Raw genomic sequence first — 24,191 nt, 5'->3', positions numbered from 1 at the left:
TAAAAATACTACGATGAACAAACAACATATAATCGACCGATTTATAAAGTATGTAACGATTGATACGGAAAGTGACCCTAACAATCCTGCTTTTCCAAGTACTGAAAAGCAATGGGATTTAGCCAAGGTTCTTGAAAAAGAACTGAAAGAAATAGGCATGGAAGAGGTAGAACTTGACGAGAACTGCTATTTAATGGCTACGTTACCTAGTAACTTAGACTATGAAGTTCCTACTATTGGCTTTGTGGCGCATATCGATACGAGTCCAGATTTTACTGGAGCTAATGTAAAACCTCAAATTCATGAGAATTACAACGGAAAAGATATTGTTTTAAACGAAGAAGAAAACATCGTTTTATCTCCTGACTATTTTGAAGACTTATTACAATACAAAGGGCAAACCATTATTACTACCGATGGTACTACGCTCTTAGGTGCCGATGATAAAGCTGGAGTTACTGAGATTGTTTCTGCCATGGAATACTTAATTCAACACCCTGAAATAAAGCATGGAAAAATTCGTATTTGCTTTACCCCCGATGAAGAAGTAGGGAAAGGCGCCCACCTATTCGATGTAGAAAAATTTGGAGCTGAATGGGCGTATACGATGGACGGAAGCCAAATTGGGGAGTTAGAATATGAAAACTTTAATGCCGCTAGTGCTACCGTTACAATTAACGGTAAAATTGTACACCCTGGGTATGCAAAAGGTAAAATGATTAACTCTATGCTTATTGCTAGTGAATTTATTAATGCACTGCCTGAAGATGAAGTTCCTGAAAAAACTACAGGTTATGAAGGTTTTTTCCACTTACACCACATGGAAGGTAAAGTGGAGCAAACAACGCTCAACTATATTATTAGAGATCATGATATGGAGCAGTTTAACCATCGTAAAAAGGCAATGTTAGATTTAGCGGAAGTTTTAAATGCAAAACGCGGACAAAAATTAGTTTCTGTTGAAATTAAAGATCAGTATTTTAACATGAAAGAAAAGGTAACTCCTGTAATGCATATTGTTGATATTGCCGAAGACGTAATGAAAGATATGGGAATTACCCCTATAATTAAGCCGATTCGTGGCGGTACTGATGGGTCTCAACTATCGTACAAAGGATTGCCATGCCCCAATATTTTTGCGGGCGGACATAATTTTCATGGTCGTTATGAGTACGTTCCTGCTGAAAGTATTGTAAAGGCTAGTGAGGTAATTGTAGGAATTGCCGAAGAAGTTGCTACAAAATTCAATTCTTAAAAACTACAGTTGACATAAAACATAAAAACTCTAGCGGCTGACCGCTAGAGTTTTTTTAATGATATTTTATCCCCTTAAAATATCCTTTTGTTCAAAATAAATCCCCTAAAATTTACTTCGTTGCAAATATGATTCTTTTTTAAATAGATTAGTACAGGAAAACCCCCTTTTAAGAAGATGCAAAACACTTAATTTCACAAAAAAAGCACAATTTGTAAATTTCTTTTATTTTATTTTTTCTAATCATTTACCTATATACTTTTGTGAGCTAAATTTATAGTAAATGAATAGACAAGATCTTTTAAAGTTAGCGGGCAAGTATCAGTCACCTTTGTATGTTTACGACACAGAAAAAATTATTGCTCAGTACAAAAAAATAACAACTGCGTTTTCTAAAGTAAAAAATGTAAAAATTAATTACGCAGTTAAAGCACTATCGAATATTAATATCTTAAAGGTTTTTAATACGTTAAATAGTGGTTTAGATACTGTTTCTATTCAAGAAGTTAAATTGGGTTTGCTGGCTGGTTTTGAGCCACAAAAAATTATATATACTCCTAACGGTGTTTCTTTACAAGAAATAGAAGAAGTTGCTAAACTAGGGGTTCAAATTAACATTGACAACCTATCTATTTTAGAATTATTCGGACAAAAACATCCTACCATTCCTGTTTGTATCCGTATCAATCCGCATGTAATGGCAGGTGGTAACAGTAAAATATCGGTAGGTCATATCGATTCTAAATTTGGAATTTCTATTCACCAAGTGCCTCATATAAAAAGAGTCGTTGAAAATACGGGAATGCACATTAACGGAATTCACATGCATACAGGTTCTGATATTTTAGACATCGATACTTTTTTGAGAGCTACTGAAATTTTATTTGATACAGCGAAACAATTTGAAGATATTGATTTCATTGATTTTGGAAGTGGATTTAAGGTGCCTTACAAAAAAGATGATATTTCAACAGACATTGTTGAATTAGGAGAAAAATTATCGACTCGATTTAATGAATTTTGTAAAGATTACGGTAAAGAAGTCACTTTAATGTTCGAGCCTGGAAAATTTTTAGTGAGTGAAGCTGGCTATTTCTTAGCCAAAGTAAATGTAATTAAACAAACAACTTCTACAGTTTTTGCAGGTATCGACAGCGGTTTAAACCACCTCATACGTCCTATGTTTTACAATTCGTATCACTATATAGAAAACTTGTCAAACCCAAAAGGTCGAGAACGATTCTATAGCATTGTTGGGTATATTTGTGAGACCGACACTTTTGGCTCGAATCGAAGAATTAATGAAATTTCTGAGGATGATATTTTGTGTTTCCACAACGCAGGAGCTTACTGTTTTTCTATGGCTTCGAATTACAATTCGAGATTCAAACCTGCAGAGGTGATGATTTACAAAGGAAAAGACTATTTGATTAGAAAAAGAGAAACGATGGAAGATATTCTTAAAAATCAAGAAAATATTACTTTAGAGTAATTTCAATAGCAACTGGTATTACCTATACTAAAAAACCACCTAGTTTTAGGTGGTTTTTTTAGGAGATTAGAAAAAGGGTTCAACTCAAAAAAGCAAAACCCTCAATAAATAAATTGACACACTTTATGGTATAGTGTCGATAATATTTAAATTAATTTCTTAGCATTCTTAACTTTTTGCTTGGTAAGTGCTATATCGATTACTTCGCTCATATCAGTTACATAATGGAATTTGAGTCCTTTTAAGTAACTTTCTTTTATTTCTTCTATATCTCTTTTATTATCTGCACATAAGATAATTTCTTTGATATTGGCTCGCTTAGCAGCCAGTATTTTTTCTTTGATACCTCCTACTGGCAATACCTTACCTCGTAATGTTATTTCACCTGTCATGGCTAGCTTACTTTTTACTTTACGTTGTGTAAATACTGAAACCAGTGAAGTCAGCATGGTAATCCCTGCACTTGGTCCGTCTTTCGGCGTAGCTCCTTCGGGTACGTGGATATGTACATCGTATTTATCTAGTATCTCAGGATTGATTCCAAACTCTTCAGCATTCGACTTTATATACTTAATTGCGATGGTTGCAGACTCTTTCATTACCGTACCTAAATTACCAGTAATTGAAAGATTTCCTTTTCCTTTTGATAAAATAGATTCAATAAATAAAATATCTCCTCCAACACTTGTCCAAGCCAAACCTGTAACAACTCCTGCAGAGTCATTGTTTTCATATTTACCACGCTCTAAACGAGCAGGTCCTAAAATAGTTTCAATGTCTTCGTTTGTTAACACAACATTGTATTCTTCTTCCATTGCAATTGATTTTGCAGCGTAACGAACTACTTTAGCCACTTGCTTTTCCAATCCTCGTACTCCAGATTCTCGTGTATACCCTTCTACTATTTTTTCTATTTGTTTTTTACCAACAGTAAGATGCTCTTTTGACAGTCCGTGCTCTTTTAACTGCTTTGGAAACAAGTATTTTTTAGCTATCTCTATCTTTTCTTCAATAGTGTATCCTGTAACATTGATAATTTCCATACGATCACGCAATGCCCAAGGAATCTGACTAAGATTATTCGCTGTGGCTATAAACAACACTTTAGAAAGGTCGTATCCAACCTCTAAATAATTATCGTAAAATGCTGTATTTTGTTCTGGATCTAATACCTCTAACATGGCAGAAGAAGGATCTCCTTGGTGGCTTTGCCCCAATTTATCAATTTCATCTAATACAAACACTGGATTTGAAGTACCTGCTTTTTTAATATTTTGAATTAAACGCCCTGGCATTGCTCCAATATAGGTTTTACGATGTCCACGAATTTCAGCTTCATCTCGCAAACCTCCTAAAGACATGCGCACATACTTACGCCCCAAAGCTTCTGCTACCGACTTACCCAACGATGTTTTACCAACCCCTGGAGGTCCGTACAAACAAATAATGGGCGACTTCATATCTCCACGTAATTTTAAAACAGCTAAGTGTTCTATAATTCGATCTTTTACTTTCTCTAAACCAAAATGGTCTCTGTCTAATATTTTTTGAGCTCTTTTTAAGTCAAACTTATCTTTAGAGTAGGCTCCCCACGGTAACTCTAACATCAACTCGAGGTAGTTGCGTTGTACTCCATATTCAGCCATTTGAGGATTCATACGTTTTAAACGATTTAATTCTTTTTCAAACGTCTCTCCTACCTCTTTGCTCCATTTTTTGTCTTTTGCTTTCGCTCGCATCTCATCTAATTCTTGATCGTGAGACACGCCACCTAATTCATCTTGAATTGTTTTTAATTGCTGATGCAAGTAATATTCACGCTGTTGCTTGTCTAAATCGGAACGTGTTTTAGACTGAATATCGTTACGCAATTGCAACTTTTGTAATTCCTTGTCTAGGTTTTTTAGAGTTAACAGTGCACGCTCTTTTAAGTTGTCTTTTTCTAACAACACTTGCTTTTGCGATACACTTAATTCCATATTTGATGAAATAAAGTTCACCAAAAATGAGTTTGATTGAATATTTTTTATTGCAAAAGATGCCTCTGAAGGTAACATAGGGTTTTCTTTAATTACCTCTAATGCGAGTTCTTTTATCGAATCGATAATAGCGTCAAACTCCTTTTGGTCATCAATCTCCCGCTCATCAACAGCTTCCTTTACACGCGCTTTTAAATACGGTTCTTCTTTGGTAATTTCTTCTATTTCAAAACGTTTCTTACCTTGGATAATTACCGTGGTATTACCGTCTGGCATTTTTAGGACTCTTAGTATTTGAGCCACCACTCCAGTATGAAAGATATCCTCAGTTCCAGGGTCTTCAACTTCGCTATTTTTTTGCGCTACAACTCCAACAACTTTATCTCCTTTGTTCGCATCTTTTATTAGCTGAATAGATTTATCTCTACCCGCCGTAATCGGAATAACTACTCCCGGAAATAATACGGTATTACGCAGAGGAAGAATTGGTAACTCTTCTGGAATACTTTCTCTATTTATTAACTCTTCGTCTTCTGGAGTAAGTAATGGAATTAACTCAGAATCCTCATTAAAAACGTCTTCAAGCGACAAACTGTCTAAATGTAATATTTTTGATTTGCTCATATCTTATTTATTATGTCATAGTGGCACTTTTAAGCATTTTATAAAAAATAAAAACCACCAAAAAAAACACAAACAACTGATAAACAAGGGGTATATATATTTATCAATGGTTTTTGCTTTATTTATTACTCAATTCTTATGCCAACAAAAGCTATAAATAACTTAATTTGTAACTTATTTTGCTTGTGGTCGTCGTATATATAATTATTTATAATAAAAACTAACCAAAAAATGAAAGTCAAATTTTTAATACTCTCACTTATACTTTTACTTGCTAGTTGTACTTCTGAAACTAACCCTACAAAATTTGTAGAGAAAGTTGCAGGGCGTTATTATTTTAATGCTGATGAAATTATAGAAGTTACCTTCAATAAAGACCTTAAATTGCTCATTAAATGGCGTAATCAAAATTTAGAACCTTTAAAGGTGAACGATTCTTCTTTTTATGTGCGAGAACTCAATGAAAAACTTATTTTTAATACTACTAAAAATGAGATAGTATTAGCTGAAAAGCGAGAGCATAAAGGCAAAAAATATATCTTTAAAAAACTAAAAAAAGGAGAAAAAACTCCCAGTGAATACTTGGCGGAAGGTAATTTTGAAGCCGCTTTAAAAGGCTATAAAGCTATTAAAGAAAAAGATAGTTTGAGTCCTGTAATTCGAGAAAGGAATTTAAATAGGTTAGGATATCACTATCTTAAAAAAGAGGAACTTAAAAAAGCAATTACTATCTTTAAAATTAATATTGAATTATACCCAAATAGCTCCAATACTTACGACAGTGCTGGAGATGCTTATGTTTACATGAAAGATACCATAAAAGCTATTGAGTATTATAAAAAAGCGCTCGCAATTAATGCTGAAAACAGCAGTGCCAAACGAAACTTAGAAAAGCTAACTTCAAAGAGTACAGAATAATGGAAGAGTTAAAATATCCAATTGGAAAACCTCAAATTCCCATAGAAATTTCTCCTGAACTGATTAATGACTGGATTTGTATTATAGAAGCGTTTCCAGAAAAACTACACAAACTTGTTTCTAATTTATCTGAAGAGCAACTAGATACACCCTATAGAAAAGAAGGTTGGACCATTAGACAAGTTATACATCATTGTGCCGACAGCCACCATAATTCCTATACTCGGTTTAAATGGACGCTAACAGAAGACAAACCTGTTATAAAAGCCTATTTTGAAGATCGTTGGGCGGCACTTTTCGACTCTAAAAAAGCTCCTATACAACTTTCATTAAATACGTTAAAAGCCTTGCATGCAAAATGGGTGTACTTCTTAAAAGGCTTAACTGAAAATGATTTACGTAAATCATTTATCCATCCAGATGGCCATGAAGAAGTAAGTTTAAAAGAAAATATTGGTATTTATGCATGGCACTGCGAACATCATTACGCTCATATTGAACAACTTTTAGTAAGAAATAATTGGAGATGATGCACCATCAGCAGAAAGAATTGAACGTTATAACTGCTTTTATTGAGGAAATAGGGATTGATATTATATACACAGCATTAAACGAACCTTGTTTTTTACCTGGTTTAAAATTGTATAGAGGACGTATTTTAGTTGATAAAAGCAAACTACAATATCCTGGAGATTTATTACATGAAGCTGGTCATATCGCAGTTACTTTGGAAGCACAAAGACCACTTATTGGCACTCCTGAAATGCCTGAAGATTGGCCCAGTGCTGGTGATGAAATTGTAACTATTTTGTGGTCGTATGCTGCCTTACAAAAACTAAACTTAGCCCCTGAAGTAGTATTTCATGAAAACGGTTATAAAAACCAATCAAAATGGTTGATTGAGCAGTTTGAAAGTAAAAATTATATTGGACTTCCGTTATTAACATGGATGGGACTCTGCCATGAAAGCAACAATGAAGATTCTTCTGTTCCCGCTTTTCCTAAAATGATAAAATGGTTGCGTTAGTTTTACAATAAAATCAACAGAGCAATCCCAACAAAAACTACAATCTGTGCCCATTTTAAGTATATTCCTACTTTATCGTGTTGTTTGATGTAATCAGAAATTTTTCCTGCTAAGATAGCAAAGGAAGAAAAAATTAGAAACGATGTTAGAATAAACAACCCTCCTAATACATAAAATTGGATAACGGTTGGTAAGGTATCAGAAAATAAGAATTGGGGAAAAAAAGCTAAAAAGAAAACGGTTACTTTCGGGTTTAGTACATTCATCCAAAAACCCGTTTTAAATAATTGTAAGGTTGATTTTTTCTGAACATTCTCAGTTGAAAACGCAATGTTCGCATCACTTTTATATACTTGATACGCCAAATACAGTAAATATCCTGCTCCAAATAGTTTAATAACAAAAAATAAATTCGGGTTTTGTTTGATAATTTCCGAAACTCCAAAGGCTACCAAAGTAGTATGAATAATGCATCCTGTCATTAAACCAGCAACGGTAGCTAATCCGTATTTTTTACCATTTACAATGCTTTGGGTAAGTACAAAAATATTATCGGGTCCTGGTGAAATCGCTAAAGTCGCCGTAGCCAATACAAAAGAGATAAGGGTTTCTAGCATTGAACTATTATTTTTATAATTTTAAAATATGCTTCGTTCTTTTCAATTGTTTGTTGAAAAGATCTTCTGTTACTTCATGGGTATAAAAAGGAACTATTTTAGCTAGTTTTTCTTGTACTTTATCAGATTGTACTATGTTTGGAAATGCTTTTTCTAAAACCGATAGCATTATAGCGGTAGCTGTTGATGCTCCTGGTGAAGCTCCCAATAAACAAGTAATACTTCCATTTTTGCTACTTACTACCTCTGTACCAAACTGAAGTTTTCCTGTCTCATAATCATCTTTTTTTATTATTTGCACTCTTTGTCCTGCTTTCATTACTTCCCAGTCTTCACTTTTTGCTTCCTTCATAAAAGTACGTAGTGAATTCATTCTATCTTCTTTGTCCATCAATACTTGTTCTATCAAATATTTTGTAAGAGGAAGGTTTTGCCAAAAAGCTCCTAACATGGGAGAGATATTGTCTATTTGAATCGATTTTAATAAGTCTAGATTAGAGCCTTCTTTTAAAAATTTAGGACTAAAACCCGCAAAAGGACCAAACATTAATTGTTTTTTACCGTCAATGTACCGAGTGTCTAAGTGAGGTGTAGACATGGGTGGTTCTCCTGAACCTGCTTTACTGTATACTTTTGCTTCATGTTGATTGATTAATTTTTCGTTGTTACATACGAGCCATTCTCCACTCACTGGAAAACCTCCATACCCTTCTTTTTCATCAATTTCTACTTTTTGTAACAACAATAAACTTCCTCCTCCTGCTCCTATAAAAACGTGTTCAGCATCAATGGCATACTCCTCTTCCGTTTGGGTATCTTTCAACTTCACAGTCCAATCTATTTCAGGGTCTGGATCAACGTCTAATACTTCAAAATTACAGTGTACTGGCGTATTGTATTGCTCTTTTAAAACCTTAAACATCGCTTTTGTTAGCACCTCGTAGTTTACTTCAGTTCCTCTGCCCACTTTAGAGGCTGCCATAATTTCATTTTCCTCTCTGTTATTTGCAATTAAAGGAAACCATTGGCTCATCTTTTTTTGATCTCTAGTAAACTCTATAGAGTTAAACATATAGTGCTTTTTCAAAGCATGATATCTTTTTTCTAAATAATCGCTATTTTCCTTATCTGTTACCCAACTGTAATGGGTTACTGGATGTACAAATTCTTTGGGGTTATTCAATAGGTTTTCTTCAACTAAATATGCCCAAAATTGTTTTGAAATTTCAAACTGTTTGCTAATTTTTATCCCTTTTTCAATAGCGATGGTTCCGTCTTCTTTTTCAGGATAATAATTCAACTCACACAAAGCGGCATGCCCTGTGCCAGCATTGTTCCATGCAGATGAACTTTCTTTAGCAACCTCATTTAGTTTTTCTACAATTAAAATATCCAATTCAGGATGTATTAATTTAGCCAATAGTGCTAGGTTAGCACTCATGATACCTCCTCCGACACAAACTAAATCGTATTTTTTCTTGAAACTCATTCCTTAATTAACTTTTTATAAATGGTTTTACAATATACTTAATAAAGGTAAAAGCGATAGGTTGATGTAAGAAAATTGATAGAATGCTTTAGTATTGTTTTGATAAAATAGCTTTATTGATTCTCTTTACCAAGCTAGGTCCTTCGTAAATAAATCCTGTATAAATCTGCACTAGGTCTGCCCCTGCTTCTAGCTTTTCTAAGGCATCTTTTTCAGAGTGAATACCTCCTACTCCAATAATTGGAAATGCTTTGTTAGAATTCTTTGCTAAGTATTGAATAACTTTCGTGCTTTTGTCTTTTACTGGCTGTCCGCTTACTCCTCCGTTTCCGATTTCTTGTAAACGCTCTTTAGAAGCTTTTAAGTTATCTCTATTTACCGATGTGTTTGATGCGATGACTCCGTCAATTTTTGTTTCTGCCACCAATTGAATGATTTCGTCTAATTGTTGGTTGTTTAAGTCTGGAGCTATTTTTAATAAGATAGGTTTGCTTCGACTACGCTCAGCAACCAATGAATCTCGACTACGATCTTCCGATAATTCTGTATCTATTTTTTGAACTTCGGTAATCAATTCCTTCAAATAATCGACATCTTCTAGCTTGGCATGACTCGATACATTCGGACAGCTTACATTCAGTACAAAATAATCTACATACGGGTATAGTCCTTTGAAACAGGCTATGTAGTCTTCGGTATAATTCTCAGGAGCTGTTAAGGTATTCTTACCTATATTTCCTCCTATTATTATTTTTCCTTTGTTCTTTTTTAATTGTTCGATGGCTGCTTCTAATCCTTCATTATTAAATCCCATTCGGTTAATAATTCCTTTATCATCTTGTAAGCGGAACAAACGCTTTTTTGGGTTTCCTACTTGACCCTTTGGGGTTACCGTACCAATTTCAACAAAACCAAAGCCAAAATTTGCCAGTTCATTATACAGCACTGCATTTTTATCAAATCCTGCTGCTAATCCTACAGGGTTTTTAAATGTTAACCCGAATAAATTGCGCTCTAATTTTGTATCGTTTACTTGATACATGCCTCTAAAAATAGCGGGGATTCCCGGTATTTTCGATAAAAACTTTACTAATGAAAAGGTAAAATGATGAATTTTTTCTGGATCAAACAAAAAGAAAATCGGGCGAATAATTGATTTATACATTAGTTATTTTAGTTTGTCTTATGGGTTAACTATAAAAAAAGCTCCAAAAATGGAGCTTCTGAATTATCGTAATACAGCATCTAAATTCTTTTCGAATGTTTGCTGTAATTTCTGCATTATTTTATCTATTTGTTTATCTGCCAAAGTTTTGTTTTCATCTTGAATAACAAAGCTTACCGCATACGACTTTTTACCTTCTGGCAATTTGTCGCCTTCATATACATCAAACAAATCTACTTCTTTCAATAATTTTCTTTCTGACTGAAATGCCAAGTTATAAATTTCTTTGAATTCAACTTTATTATCTAATAACAAGGCTAAATCACGCTTTACAGCTGGAAATTTAGGTAAATCTGCTACTTTTATTTTTTTCTTGCCTACTAAATCTAGAATATTCTGCCAATTAAAGTCAGCAAACAATACTTCTTGTTTTATTGAAAACTCTTTTAAGATGGCTCTTTTCACCACTCCCAATTCAACCAACTTTGTTTTTCCTAAGCTTAGGGTAATTCCTTCTGAAAACACATCCGATTTTGTTGGAGTAGTTTTTAAAGTATCAATTCCTAAACGGCTTAATAAGGTTGTTACAATTCCTTTAAGGTAAAAGAAGTCTGATGTTTGTGTAGCTACCTTCCAACTATCTTGTGTTCTCGTACCTGTGACAAACAAAGTTAAATGCTTGTCTTCTTGGTATCCGCTTTCATATTTATGATAGGTTTTACCGAACTCATAAAACTTTAGTGAATTGTTTTTTCTGTTGATATTGTATGCAACCGACTCTAAACCACTAAACAATAACGATTGACGCATTACTTTTAAGTCGTTACTTAACGGATTTAGCATTTCTACGTTAAAATCGGCATTTAAGTTATCAGACAGCTCAATATAATCACCCTTCGTTAACGAATTCGCCATAGTTTCATTAAATCCTAACGATGTTAACTGATTGGCTACAATGTTTTCAATTTTTACTTCCTTATCATCATCAAAGGAAATAGAGGTATTTAACTTATGAGAAAATTCTATGTTATTATATCCGTAAACACGTAAAATTTCTTCTATGATATCCGCTTCACGCTGAACGTCTACTCGGTATGAAGGTACTACTAAACCTAAGCCTGCATCGGTAACACTGTTAATTTTAATTTCTAGTGAAGCTAAGATTTTTTTAATAGTTTCTTTAGGTATTTCTTGACCTATTAACCTGTACGCATTCTCGAAAGATAAGAATACTTCAAAATCTTCAACTTTTGCTGGGTAGAAATCTAGAATATCAGAAGACATTTTTCCTCCTGCATACTCTTCGATTAATAAAGCAGCACGTTTTAACGCATATTTTGTAGTATTGATATCGATTCCTCTTTCAAAACGGAAAGAAGCGTCGGTATTTAGTGCGTGACGTTTGGCTGTTTTTCGTATTGATACTGGATTGAAATAGGCGCTTTCTAAGAAAATAGAGGTTGTATGCTCAGTAACTCCCGATTTTGCTCCTCCAAACACTCCGCCTATACATAACGGGTTTTCATCGGCATCACAAATCATAATATCTTCAGAAGATAATTCTCTTTCTACCTCATCTAAGGTTGTAAACTTCGTTCCTTCTTCTAAGGTTTTTACCACTACTTTACCTCCTCTAATTTTTGAAGCATCAAAAGCGTGTAAGGGTTGTCCTAACTCGTGTAACACGTAGTTCGTAATATCCACAATATTATTCTTTGGAGTTAACCCTATGGCTTTCAATCTATTTTGAATCCATTCTGGAGATTCCTTTACTTCAACATCGGTAATAGTAATCCCACAATAGCGCGGTACTAAATCTTTATTTTCTACTACAATATCAATTTTATGAGTGCGTTCATCAACATGAAAATTTGAAACCGATGGAGAAATCAATTCCATACTAGTTCCTTGCTGAATTAACCCTGCGCGTAAGTCACGTGCAACACCATAATGACTCATAGCATCTGTTCGGTTTGGTGTTAAACCAATTTCAAAAACATAATCTGTTTCGATATTAAAAACTTCTGAACACGGAGTACCTGGGACTAAAGTTTCGTCTAAAATCATAATACCGTCATGGCTTTGTCCTAAACCTAACTCGTCTTCGGCACAAATCATTCCATGACTCTCCTCTCCTCGAATCTTTCCCTTTTTAATTTTAAAACCTTCCCCTTTTTCATCATACAACATCGTACCAATAGTAGCTACAGGAACTTTTTGCCCTGCTGCAACATTAGGAGCACCACATACAATTTGTACAGGGCTGCCATTTCCTAAATTAACAGTAGTAACCTTTAACTTATCTGCATTGGGGTGCTTTTCGCAAGTTATAACTTCTCCTACAACAACGCCTTTCAAACTCCCTTTTATACTTTCTATTTTTTCAATTCCCTCTACTTCAAGACCTAAATCTGTTAACAATTCTCCTGTTTTCTCTGCCTCCCAGTCTATCTGTAAAAATTGTTGTAACCAATTGTATGATATCTTCATAATCAATCTCTAATTTTAGCCTGCAAATTTACATAAAATAAAGGAAATACTAGAAACTTGTTAACTACAAAAGACAGCTTGCTGATTATTAACATTTTGGTAACATTGGAAAATTATATTTTTTATTGATTTGTGTCGAGTTAACAAAATCTTAACATTTCAAAAATATTTCATGAAACAAAAACTACTCTTGATTTTATTGATAGCTTCTCTATCAGTTTTTTCACAAGTCCCTTCGTATTACAATGATGTAAACTTAAATTTGTCAGGTACCTCATTGAAAAATGAATTAGCTACCAAAATCATTAGCACACATACAACCAACCTATCGTACACTCCTGGTGTTTGGGATGCTTTAAAACAAACCGATTTAGACCCAACCGACCCTAGTAAAGTGCTATTAATTTATGGTTATAGTGATACTGACGGAAATTATGTTACCGACAGAACTAGAGATAAAAATGCAAATGGAGGTACAGCAGGTACCCAATGGAACAGAGAACACGTATATCCAAAATCTTTAGGAAATCCTAATTTAGGAACTTCTGGTCCTGGAGCCGATGCGCATCATATTAGACCCGCAGACATCTCTTTTAACTCTCAAAGAAGTAGTAAAAAGTTTGCCAACGGCTCTGGTAATGCTGGTGATGTAGCAGGTGGATGGTATCCAGGCGATGAATGGAAAGGTGATGTCGCACGTATGATGATGTACATGTACTTGCGTTATGGTAACCAATGCTTACCATCAAATGTAGGTACTGGTGCTACTATGTCTTCAGATTCTAACATGCTTGCGTTATTTATTCAATGGAATGTGGAAGATCCCGTATCTGATTTTGAAAAACAACGCAACCCTATTTTAGAGAATCTTCAAGGAAACCGTAATCCGTTTATCGACAATCCTGCATTCGCAACCCAAATTTGGGGAGGAGCTCAAGCAGAAGATTTATTTGGAAATGGTGGCGGTGGTAGTTCAGATACGCAAGCTCCTACTAGTCCTACAAGCTTAACTGCTTCAAATGTAACAGAAACTTCTGTTAGTTTAACTTGGAATGCAGCTACCGATAATGTGGGCGTTACAAGTTACGATGTATATAATGGTGCTGCTAAAATCGCTACAATTTCTACTATTTCATATACCGTTACTGGTTTAACCGCTGCCACAAATTATACGTTTTCAGTAAAAGCAAAAGATGCAGCAGGAAATGAATCGAACGCCAGCAATACTGTTTCAGTAACAACAAATACAGGTTCAGATGGAGGTACTGGTACAGCTACCGATGTATTTATTTCTGAATATGTAGAAGGTTCTTCAAATAATAAAGCTATTGAAATTGCTAATTTTACAGGAACTACTGTAAACTTGTCTGGATATTCATTAAAAAAAGCTGCCAATGGTGGTGGATGGACGAATACATTAACTTTAAGTGGTCAGCTAGCCACTGGTAATGTATATGTAATTGCCAATAGTAGCGCCTCTAGTACTATATTAAATAAAGCCGACAGAACAGATACTGGTGTACTTTCTTTTAATGGTAATGATGCAGTGGGATTATTTAAAGGAACTACGTTAATTGATTTAATTGGTAACCCTAATAGTTCAGCTACATTTGCTCAAGATGTTACTTTACAAAGAAAGTCTTCGGTTGCTTCTCCTAACAGTTCTTACACAACTGCTGAATGGGATGTTCTTTCTACAGACACGTTTAGTGGTTTAGGAAGCCATAGTGTCGACGGTTCGTCTGCAACTCCAGACACCGAAGCTCCGACTTCTCCGAGTAACTTAACAGTTGCTAACGTTACACAAACTTCTGCTGATTTATCATGGAACGCAGCTACCGACAACATAGCAGTAACTGCTTATGAGGTATACCAAGCAAATACCAAAATAGCAACCGTAACTAGCACAAGCTATTCAGTAACTGGTTTAACTGCTGCCACAAATTACACTTTTTCAGTAAAAGCAACAGACGAAGCCGGTAATACTTCTAACGCAAGCAACATAATTGGAGTTACTACGAAATCTGTTACTGCGACTAACACGATTTTATCAGAGTCGTATTTTGAAGGTAGTTTAGACAATTGGATTGATGGTGGTGGAGATTGTGCTTTATATTCTGGCTCATATTCTTATGAAGGTAATTATTCGGTACGTTTAAGAGATAATTCTGGTACTGCCTCTTCAATGACTTCTCCATCTTATGATTTAACTGCCTACGATAGTGTTGAAGTAACTTTCTATTTTTATGCAAATAGTATGGAAAATGGAGAAGATTTCTGGGTACGCTATTACAATGGTAGCACATGGCAAACTGTAGCTACTTATGCGAGTGGTTCTTATTTTCAAAACAATTATTTCTATACAGCAACAGTAGTACTGCAAAAAGCAAATTACAATTTTGCTGCCAATAGTAAATTCCGTTTTCAATGTGATGCTTCTGCCAACGCTGACCAAGTTTATATAGACCAAGTAACAATAACTGGTAAAACAGGCACTAGCGCTAAAGGAAGTGAGCTTAACACCATAAATCGTCTACAATATATGGATGCTACCATTCAGCTATTTGAAGAAGATTTTAAAATGTATCCTAACCCGGCAACAGGTAATGTGTTACATATTCAGCTACAAAATGAAGAAAAGAGTAAGGTAGCGTATACAATAAGCTCTGTAATAGGGCAAGTTATTGCTAAAGGTGAGTTAACAGAAGATTATATTGAGATTGGTAACTTGCAACCTGGCTTCTATTTATTAGAAATAAGTAATGGTGAAGAGAAAATGGTACAGAAATTTGTAAAAAAGTAACACACCAGATACATAGAATTAGCAAAAATTATTTAAGCTAAACAATTCTTTTTAATTTAAAGAATCGCAAACCCCGAAAATGACCGATATGGTTCAAAAACGGGGTTTTCTTTTTTTAAAAACCCTTATGGAAATACAAAGAATGAGTGGTTTCTGTATAAATTTTTGTTTTTAGCTTTAACTATTTAGTCTTTGAATTCTATTTATTTTAAAATACTTTCCTAACCATACTGAACCGCAATGAATTATAGAGGCTAGTAAAAGCTTTTTTGAGTTCAAAATATTTCTTTTCATATATTATACCTTTTAGTGTTACGATTGGTTTGAATATAAAAAACAAGAAAAAAATAAGTTTACTTCTTTATAAATTTTGATTACTTATTATTTATTAAAATAAGGTGTTTTTCCTGTAGGGTAAATAGGTTTTCAACTTGTGGTTAACCTATTTTGCTTATCTACATTTGTTACATAGTAACCCCGAAAACTATTATTTTATGAAAAAACTACAAAACGTTTTGTTTGTAGGTATCGCATTTATGATGCTACAAGCATACCCAGACGAAGATTCTGAAAACGAATTATCAAACAGTAAAACTTTAGAGGTAAAACAATCTAAACCTTATTATGTGCCATGGTTGTATGTGATGCATTGGCGTTTTAGCTGATGAATTTGTACTACAAGCACGTTAGTGTGCTTTAAAATAGCGATAGAAATATATTTGTATATAGATATTCAAGTTCAGGTTCATTATTTCACAAGACATTTACTTATGAAATTATAACCAATGAGCTAGACAAAAAAACTATTACTTTACAAGCAGGTACATATAATGTAGATTACTTACGTTTTGAAAACGTAGAGGTTTTAATACCTGTAAAAAATTAAAAAAACTAACCATTTAATCAGTTATCAGTGTATTACTAGCTGATAATTACAAAAAAACAAAAAACATGAAAAAACAAAATTTTTTATGGATGGCTGTAATGTGTTTTGCCATATTTTTCAGCTGCCAAAGCGAAGATATCATTGAAAATGAATCATCAAATAAAGAAGAAGTACAATTAGCAAAAGAAGGTGTCTTAACTATAAATCATACGTATGATTATTATGGAAAAGAGTTTAGAGTATCTTATTTATATAATGAAGAAAGTGATGAAGTATTGGGTGTAGAAGGAGATGTAGATTTTGCCCAAGAAGTTTTTGGAAACGAAGAAATAGCACCTAAATCACTATTTTTTGAGAACCCAGAAGAAGGGAATCCTAATATCAAAATTAAAGTTTTTGATAACGGAGGTGATTTAGAAGCGTATACTGCAAAAGTAGCTGAAGGTTTTCCAGGAGATAAAGCTTCAGCAGAAGGCACATCCTCAAGATGTAATAGCCATGATATAAATGGGTCAGGAAACTTCTACTTCTATAAGCATGCATACTATAATACAGAAATGACAGGGATGAGAAGAACGAATCGTTATTATTACAGACACCATTGGGTAGGAAGTACTTATAATGACCAGCTATCTTCTTTAAAAATTAGAAAACCAACTTATAGAAGACAAGTAGTTTATTTATACCAACACTCTTGCTACGGAGGTAAAGTAATAGGATTTTATTGTCCGACAGGCTATATAGGGTTGAATGTAGGAAATTTAAAATGGTATACCATGTCTGGATGGTGGTGGTGGAGAAAATCTTGGAACGATCAAGTTTCTTCAACATCAGGATGGGCTTGGTAATCCATTAACTACCTAAAATGTTTGTAAAGTAATACAAAACCTCAGAAGAAAAATCTTCTGAGGTTTTATAGTTACCATCTTGTAAATAAATTTTATTTTTTGCTTTTCTCAATCAATCCTAAAATTTTCTTCCCTCTTGCTTTACACCCCTTACTTTCATGAATCACCTTAGTACGAATAAGATGTTCCAATTCAGGGTGTACCCAGTCTTTTTGTAAACCGAATAAATATAAAGTATGCATGGTATAGGCCTTTACTGCTATTTTTTGGTCGGTTAGTAGCCAATCAAATCCAGTTTCAATAAGTAACTCAATAGCAGCTTCTGTAAGCCCCTTTTTTATGCTGTTTGTCGATTTTGACGTATAGGCAACAGCTATATGCTCACAAATTTTAGCACAAGGTCTTACGGCGCTATCAAAATGTACATTTGAAATATTGTTAGTAAAAACTGTCAGATAAGGAGCAACATGTTCAATTCCATGATGAGTGCAAATCCACTCCAACACCCAAGCAGCTTTAATAGAGCGTTTAGTATCAACATCAAAAGTAATTTCGACCAAATATTGTATCAATTCAGGTTGCGCCAACACAATATTTGCAGTATTATTTCTGTTTACCCTAGCAGGATTATCAACATTCTCTAACACAGAAATTAAAAAATCAAGACTCATATTGGTATGGTTTATGTAAATTTGAAATATAAAAGAAATTATAGCATGATACATATAAAAAGCATATTTTCAATCGCACTTTTAATATCTATATTTTTTATAACAGCTACTCAAGCACAAAAAATAAATCAGTTCGATACCAATGGAAACAGACATGGAGTTTGGAAAAAGTATTACGATGCTGCTAAGAATAAAATAAGATACTCAGGCGAATTTAAAAACGGAAAAGAGATAGGAACCTTTAATTTTTATGAATCCAATTCTTTCGGAATTCCTTCTATGACCAAAGAATTTTCTGCAAAATCAGACAGCGCTTTTGTACGTTTTTTTACGCCTAAAGGAAAAGTAAAAACAAAGGGATGGATGATAGGAAAAAAGCGCGTTGGGAAGTGGACCTACTATTTTTCTGATGGAACGCTTTTTTCAGAAGAAGAATATGTAGATGGTAAGCTACACGGAGTTCTTAAAAATTATTATAGAAATGGAAAACTAACCGAAGAGAGTACGTATAAAGACGGTAAAAAGAACGGACTTTCTAAGATTTTTACTGAAACAGGTATCATGATAGAAGAAGTACATTATGTTAACGGACAATTACAAGGAGAAGGAAAATACTACGATTTAAAAGGAGATTTGAAGGAAAAAGGAATGTATAAAAACGGTAAAAGAGACGGGAAATGGGAATTTTATATGGACGGAGAAGTCGTTACTGGCAAAAGAAAAAGAACTGTACATGCAGTTCCTAAAGACTAAAAAATTGTAAGTTCTAGTCGCGTAATATCTTGTTTAAAAGGCTGTTGAATTTGATGTGAGTTACAGGATTTTAAAACGTTGATTAAAACGTTTATTATTTCGTAAATTTGCAGCTTCAAAAGTAGAAAATGCAAAGAGTAGTAGTAGGACTTTCAGGTGGAGTAGACAGCAGTGTTACTGCCTATCTACTAAAAGAGCAAGGGTACGAGGTTATCGGGCTGTTTATGAAAAACTGGCACGACGACTCCGTAACCATTTCTAACGAATGTCCGTGGTTAGAAGACAGCAACGACGCCATGATTGTGGCAGAAAAATTGGGAATTCCTTTTCAAACAGTCGATTTAAGCGAACAATACAAAGAACGTATTGTCGACTATATGTTTAGCGAATACGAAAAAGGACGCACGCCCAATCCTGATGTATTGTGTAATCGTGAGATTAAGTTTGATGTGTTTATGGACATCGCATTGAGCTTAGGAGCCGACTATGTAGCTACTGGGCACTATTGTAGAAAAGCAGAAGAACTAATTGACGGAAAACAAGTATATAAATTACTCGCAGGAAAAGACAACAATAAAGACCAATCTTATTTCCTATGTCAGTTATCACAAGAACAATTGTCTAAAGCATTGTTTCCTATCGGAGAATTAACAAAGCCAGAAGTTCGTGAAATTGCAAAAGAAGCAGATTTAATTACCGCCGACAAAAAAGATAGCCAAGGACTGTGTTTTATAGGAAAAGTACGACTTCCCGATTTTTTACAACAAAAATTGCAGTCTAAAGAAGGCGCTATAGTTCAAATTCCAAACGAATTTGAGCAGTACCGTCGCGCAATTCCTGAATTTGAAAATAAAGAAGACGAACTTACATATTTCTCTACAAAATTTTCTTACACCAAAGAAGATGGAAAAGTAGTAGGAAAACACCAAGGAGCGCATTATTTTACCAAAGGTCAACGCAAAGGCTTAGCCGTTGGGGGTACCAAAGAACCCTTATTTGTAATTGAAACCGATGTAGATACCAACATTATTTACACGGGCGAAGGAAAAAATCACCAAGGATTGTATCGTAGTGTATTGTTCGTATCAAACGAAGAACTACATTGGATACGTGAAGACTTGGCTTTAGAAGAAGGAGAAACGATGCAAGTACAAGCTCGTATTCGTTACCGTCAACCCCTAGAAAAAGCTACGTTATATAAAGTAAACAACGGAATTTATGTAGAATTTGAAAATCCACAATCGGCTATTCAAGAAGGACAATTTGTGGCTTGGTATCAAAATGAAGAACTATTAGGTTCTGGTGTAATTTCATAAAAAATAAAAAGTAAAGCTATGAAAAAAATAATGCTATTATGTATCGTATTCATCAGTATTCATGGATACGCACAAAAAGATTCTATTGCTAGTTATTTAGATAGAGAGTTTAAGATAACGTCCAATAAAAACGATGCTAAATATATTGAAACCAGCGTAAAAAGAGAAAAGTTATGGGAACTAACACTTTACTATAGAGATGGTAAAATTTTTAGAAAATGGTTTTCAAAAAATAATAGCAGAAATAAGCCTGTAGGCAAATACCTAGCGTTTCACCGAAATGGAAAAATATCAAAGCGGTCTTTTTATAATGATAATGGAGAATTAGAAGGAAAAATACTCACACTATTTGATAATGGAAATAGAAATTATACAGGTTTCCATAAAGACGGGATTCCATCAGGGCTATGGAAATATTACCATTACAATGGCAATCTAGCAGCAAAATTTTATTACGATATAAATGGTGATATAGAAAAGTATGTATTGTTTAACGAAAAAGGAGAAGAACTCAAAGACGATACTTATACAAAGTTTATAAAGCCTGTTTTTAAAAATGGCAAAGGGGAATTTAATTCAAGAATGAGCTATTTAATAGACAATATAAGCTATGCTATCAATACGATTATCTATGTAAATTTTATTATTGATATCGATGGAAGCATTCGAGATGTGTGGATAGCCAATACAATTCCTGAGAAATTGAGGAATGAAATAACCGATTTTTTTGAATCTATAAAAGGATGGAAACCCGCAGTGGAAATGAATAGAAAAATACCATACAAATACGATATTGCGCTGAATTTTTCCACAAGAGTAATCGATCAAGATTAGCAGTCTTACTTTTTACAATACCACTATACACCCTCGATTTTTTCGAGGTTTTTTTGTGCTTCCTAGTTAATGATTGTACATTTACGCTATGCAAAACAGAGTTACTAAATTATTTAACATACATTATCCAATTGTTCAAGGAGGAATGATTTGGGTAAGTGGCTGGAAGCTAGCTTCTGCAGTATCAAACGCAGGAGGATTAGGGCTAATCGGAGCAGGTTCCATGTATCCAGAAATACTGCGTGAACACATTCAAAAATGTAAAAAAGCAACCTCTCAACCTTTTGGAGTTAACGTACCGATGCTGTATCCTGATATTGAAAAAATAATGGATATCATTGTGGAAGAAGGCGTAAAAATAGTATTTACTTCTGCAGGAAATCCAAAAACATGGACTTCTTTTTTAAAGGAAAAAGGAATTACTGTAGTACATGTAGTAAGCTCTGTAAAATTTGCACTAAAAGCAGAAGCCGCTGGTGTTAATGCCGTAGTATGTGAAGGTTTTGAAGCAGGAGGTCATAACGGAAGAGAAGAAACCACTACGTTTACCTTAATTCCAATGGTAAAAGAACAAGTGAAAATACCTGTCATAGCAGCAGGAGGAATAGGCTCTGGTAGAGGAATGCTAGCAGCGATGGTATTAGGAGCAGATGGTGTACAAATAGGAAGCCGTTTTGCCGCTACTATTGAATCTTCAGCCCATGAGAAATTCAAGCAAACAATCGTAAATGTAAAAGATGGAGATACGCATGTAACCCTAAAAGAGTTGGCGCCCGTTCGTTTGGTGAAAAATAAGTTTTATCAAGAAGTGAAAGCGTTATATCAGCAAAATCCAACCATAGATCAATTAAAGGAATTGCTAGGACGTGCCCGTGCCAAACGCGGAATGTTTGAAGGCGATTTGGACGATGGAGAGCTAGAAATAGGTCAAGTAGCAGGATTAATTCACGAAATTAAACCAGCGAAAGAAGTTTTAGAAGCTATTGTTGCCGAGTACGAACAAGTAAAAAAAGAGTCGTTGTTTTAATCGCTGTGAACAGTTATCAATGATCAGTGATTCATTTTTATAAATGAGAGCCAAGAAACGAGAGCCAAGAAACGAGAGGTAAAAGCCAACAATTAAACCGTCATAACGAGGAAGAAATAGCCTTATTTGAATACTGTTGCTTAATTTTTACTTGTTTTCTTTCTCCTCCAAAAAGAGATTTTTTAAAGTAATCGCTTTCATTCCAATCAGAATGCATTACATCTGGGTCGGTAAGGTTTTGCCTTGCGCCAGCTGGCTCGTTCGCTAAAAAGGTATACCATATCTTTTTTTTAACGCCCCGCAATCCAAGTTGTACGCAAACGGTGACTTATCTAACTGTATTGGGCTTTCCTCCAACGGGTCTAGGTTAAAAAACCTTCCTAAGGTTGCATCGTAATTTCGCTGTTGCTACAATACTTAACAAACATTTTTCTATACAGATACGTACTTTTATCTTTTTTATGGTTTGCTATTACTCCCTTTAGGCAGTGAATACCACTCCCCTTACCATCGGAGTGTCACTCCCCTTAGGCATGGAGTGTCACTCCCCTTAGGCAAGGAGTGTCGCTCCCCTTAGGCATGGAGTATCACTCCCCTTAGCGTTGGAGTGTCACTCCCCTTAGGCAAGGAGTGTCGCTCCCCTTAGGCATGGAGTATCACTCCCCTTAGCGTTGGAGTGTCATCATGATTAGGCTCGGGTCGTCGTCCCGATAAAAAATGTGTCGCTTTTTATCTTTATTTTTTATATTTGGAAGGATATACGGTCGTAAAACCGTGGGCTTCTCCTACTTAAAAAGTAGTTGATGCGAAAGGGATAACCACTAAACATGCCCAAATAGCAGCAACCTAAATAGCGGTATACAAATCGTTTATGACAAAAAAACTACTTTTATTACTTCTATAGTTGTGCTTATGGGATTCCGTAAGAATGTATGCACCGATTGTATTAAGTTTGTAGGTACAGTATAATTAATAGTAACTTATTTTAAGAACTTTATAATGTCGCATGCTTTTGTTGAAATAAAAGCATGAACGTTTAACTATAACGAGTTAAAAACTATTAAAACTCAGAAATTAAAAACCCTTGTAATAGTTTAGAAAGAACAGTATATTTATTAAAAAATAAAAGCACTAAAAATTAATAAAAAGTATCTTTATACCTCCAAATAGGTTGTATAAGAGTGCTAAAGGTATTTATATAAACAAGTTCTCTGCAAGCAAAACCAAAACCCTCCTCTGCCATTTTTGACACTAAATATTTACAAATAAGTCATTCTGTCTGAATTAATAACTGGTATTGTTATTGTTTATTTTTAGGTAAATCAAAAAAATATTCTCATGGCTACAGACAAAACACAACATCTCCAACAAGTATTAGAAACACACAGAATGGCACATATCGAGAAATTACTCGATAAATACAAAGAAAAAAGACAAGAAGTTAAGGAAGCCTTAGAGGAGAATTATAAAGACAAAATTTATAATCCTATAAACTCTGGTTCGTACGCAAAGCATACAGCTATCAATATTAAATTTGACTTGGATATTGTCGTTCCTTTTAAAAGAAATTCTTTTGATACATTAGAAGAAATGTTTAATGATGTTTTCGATTTTTTGTATGAAAAATACAAGGATGTAGCAGATGTAAGAAAACAAAAAGTTTCAATAGGAATTATTTTTGATGCAGATGATAATGGGGACGAAATAAATATTGATGTTGTCGCAGGTAGAGAATTAAATCAAGACCAATATGCGGAAGACCATAACCTTAACTTATTCGTCAATTCTCAATACGGATTATTAGACGAAAAAACATATATCCAAACCAATATTCAAGCTCAAATAGACCATATTAAAGGAAAGAATAATGATAGAAGCATTATTCGTTTATTAAAAATTTGGAAAACAACTAATAACGAATCCTATAAATCTTTTTTTTAGAACTTATTACAATTAAAGCATTTGATAAAGAAAATATTTCAGGCAATTTGTGGGAT

Annotated in this window: 20 protein-coding genes; 13 read left to right on the top strand and 7 right to left on the bottom strand. The window is 34.2% G+C overall.

All coding sequences use genetic code 11. From position 1 onward, the window contains the following. The first annotated feature begins 13 nt into the window (after positions 1–13). Positions 14–1,255 carry a peptidase T gene (gene pepT, locus P8625_RS02290; RefSeq protein ID WP_279651890.1) on the top strand — a complete coding sequence of 414 codons (1,242 nt, stop codon included), beginning with the start codon at positions 14–16 and terminating at the stop codon, positions 1,253–1,255. A gap of 283 nt (positions 1,256–1,538) precedes the next feature. Next, complete coding sequence (gene lysA / locus P8625_RS02285) at positions 1,539–2,747, top strand: diaminopimelate decarboxylase (protein WP_279651889.1); 1,209 nt, start codon at positions 1,539–1,541, stop codon at positions 2,745–2,747. A gap of 146 nt (positions 2,748–2,893) precedes the next feature. Here the strand turns inward: lysA and lon are convergent, their stop codons facing one another. Then, on the bottom strand, positions 2,894–5,350 hold the full coding sequence (gene lon / locus P8625_RS02280; protein WP_279651888.1) for an endopeptidase La: 2,457 nt from the start codon (positions 5,348–5,350) through the stop codon (positions 2,894–2,896). A gap of 231 nt (positions 5,351–5,581) precedes the next feature. Between lon and P8625_RS02275 the strand changes: the two genes are divergently transcribed. Genes P8625_RS02275 through P8625_RS02265 form a run of 3 tightly spaced genes read left to right on the top strand, consistent with a single transcriptional unit; the run spans position 5,582 to position 7,295 of the window. After that, positions 5,582–6,268, top strand: a complete 687-nt coding sequence (locus P8625_RS02275; protein WP_279651887.1) for a tetratricopeptide repeat protein — start codon at positions 5,582–5,584, stop codon at positions 6,266–6,268. Beyond that, positions 6,268–6,798, top strand: a complete 531-nt coding sequence (locus P8625_RS02270) for a YfiT family bacillithiol transferase (protein ID WP_279651886.1) — start codon at positions 6,268–6,270, stop codon at positions 6,796–6,798. Before P8625_RS02275 ends, P8625_RS02270 begins: the two co-directional genes overlap by 1 nt. Continuing rightward, the gene (locus P8625_RS02265) at positions 6,795–7,295 is read left to right on the top strand and encodes a hypothetical protein (RefSeq protein WP_279651885.1); all 501 of its coding nucleotides are present in this window, start codon (positions 6,795–6,797) and stop codon (positions 7,293–7,295) included. The genes P8625_RS02270 and P8625_RS02265 overlap by 4 nt, the downstream gene beginning before the upstream one ends. Before the next feature lie 2 nt (positions 7,296–7,297). Here the strand turns inward: P8625_RS02265 and P8625_RS02260 are convergent, their stop codons facing one another. From P8625_RS02260 to pheT, 4 genes are all read right to left on the bottom strand, one after another. Next, positions 7,298–7,912, bottom strand: coding sequence for a LysE family translocator (locus P8625_RS02260; protein ID WP_279651884.1), 615 nt, complete (start codon positions 7,910–7,912; stop codon positions 7,298–7,300). A 13-nt stretch (positions 7,913–7,925) separates the two neighbouring features. Further along, positions 7,926–9,401, bottom strand: coding sequence for a malate dehydrogenase (quinone) (gene mqo, locus P8625_RS02255; protein WP_279651883.1), 1,476 nt, complete (start codon positions 9,399–9,401; stop codon positions 7,926–7,928). 88 nt (positions 9,402–9,489) lie between these two features. Continuing rightward, positions 9,490–10,566 (bottom strand): quinone-dependent dihydroorotate dehydrogenase, encoded by a 1,077-nt coding sequence (locus P8625_RS02250; protein WP_279651882.1) that lies wholly within the window; start codon positions 10,564–10,566, stop codon positions 9,490–9,492. Positions 10,567–10,629: 63 nt separating this feature from the next. Further along, positions 10,630–13,056 carry a phenylalanine--tRNA ligase subunit beta gene (gene pheT, locus P8625_RS02245; protein WP_279651881.1) on the bottom strand — a complete coding sequence of 809 codons (2,427 nt, stop codon included), beginning with the start codon at positions 13,054–13,056 and terminating at the stop codon, positions 10,630–10,632. A 172-nt stretch (positions 13,057–13,228) separates the two neighbouring features. Between pheT and P8625_RS02240 the strand changes: the two genes are divergently transcribed. From P8625_RS02240 to P8625_RS02230, 3 genes are all read left to right on the top strand, one after another. Further along, positions 13,229–15,859, top strand: coding sequence for an endonuclease (locus P8625_RS02240; protein WP_279651880.1), 2,631 nt, complete (start codon positions 13,229–13,231; stop codon positions 15,857–15,859). A 494-nt stretch (positions 15,860–16,353) separates the two neighbouring features. Further along, positions 16,354–16,524, top strand: coding sequence for a hypothetical protein (locus P8625_RS02235; protein ID WP_279651879.1), 171 nt, complete (start codon positions 16,354–16,356; stop codon positions 16,522–16,524). Between the two features lie 286 nt (positions 16,525–16,810). Beyond that, a complete protein-coding gene (locus tag P8625_RS02230) occupies positions 16,811–17,593 on the top strand; it encodes a hypothetical protein (protein ID WP_279651878.1) in 783 nt (260 codons plus the stop codon). Between the two features lie 92 nt (positions 17,594–17,685). On the opposite strand, the gene P8625_RS02225 is transcribed toward P8625_RS02230, so the two are convergent. Next, positions 17,686–18,264, bottom strand: a complete 579-nt coding sequence (locus tag P8625_RS02225) for an adenylosuccinate lyase (protein ID WP_279651877.1) — start codon at positions 18,262–18,264, stop codon at positions 17,686–17,688. Between the two features lie 45 nt (positions 18,265–18,309). On the opposite strand from P8625_RS02225, the gene P8625_RS02220 reads away from it, so the two are divergent. The 4 genes from P8625_RS02220 to P8625_RS02205 all read left to right on the top strand — a co-directional run bounded on the left by P8625_RS02220 (position 18,310) and on the right by P8625_RS02205 (position 22,194). Then, positions 18,310–19,017 (top strand): toxin-antitoxin system YwqK family antitoxin, encoded by a 708-nt coding sequence (locus P8625_RS02220; protein WP_279651876.1) that lies wholly within the window; start codon positions 18,310–18,312, stop codon positions 19,015–19,017. 128 nt (positions 19,018–19,145) lie between these two features. Next, positions 19,146–20,333 (top strand): tRNA 2-thiouridine(34) synthase MnmA, encoded by a 1,188-nt coding sequence (gene mnmA, locus P8625_RS02215; protein WP_279651875.1) that lies wholly within the window; start codon positions 19,146–19,148, stop codon positions 20,331–20,333. Between the two features lie 18 nt (positions 20,334–20,351). Beyond that, the gene (locus P8625_RS02210; protein ID WP_279651874.1) at positions 20,352–21,167 is read left to right on the top strand and encodes a toxin-antitoxin system YwqK family antitoxin; all 816 of its coding nucleotides are present in this window, start codon (positions 20,352–20,354) and stop codon (positions 21,165–21,167) included. 88 nt (positions 21,168–21,255) lie between these two features. Beyond that, positions 21,256–22,194, top strand: coding sequence for an NAD(P)H-dependent flavin oxidoreductase (locus tag P8625_RS02205; RefSeq protein ID WP_279651873.1), 939 nt, complete (start codon positions 21,256–21,258; stop codon positions 22,192–22,194). A 100-nt stretch (positions 22,195–22,294) separates the two neighbouring features. Here the strand turns inward: P8625_RS02205 and P8625_RS02200 are convergent, their stop codons facing one another. Then, on the bottom strand, positions 22,295–22,498 hold the full coding sequence (locus tag P8625_RS02200; RefSeq protein WP_279651872.1) for a hypothetical protein: 204 nt from the start codon (positions 22,496–22,498) through the stop codon (positions 22,295–22,297). Between the two features lie 1,034 nt (positions 22,499–23,532). Here P8625_RS02200 and P8625_RS02195 point away from each other — a divergent pair. Continuing rightward, complete coding sequence (locus P8625_RS02195) at positions 23,533–24,135, top strand: nucleotidyltransferase family protein (RefSeq protein WP_279651871.1); 603 nt, start codon at positions 23,533–23,535, stop codon at positions 24,133–24,135. Positions 24,136–24,191: the final 56 nt, after the last annotated feature.

The sequence above is a fragment of the Tenacibaculum tangerinum genome, assembly GCF_029853675.1.
Classification (GTDB): domain Bacteria; phylum Bacteroidota; class Bacteroidia; order Flavobacteriales; family Flavobacteriaceae; genus Polaribacter; species Polaribacter tangerinum_A.
The sequence above is the reverse complement of the archived record's forward strand: the minus strand, read 5'-3'. Positions and strand labels throughout refer to the sequence as shown.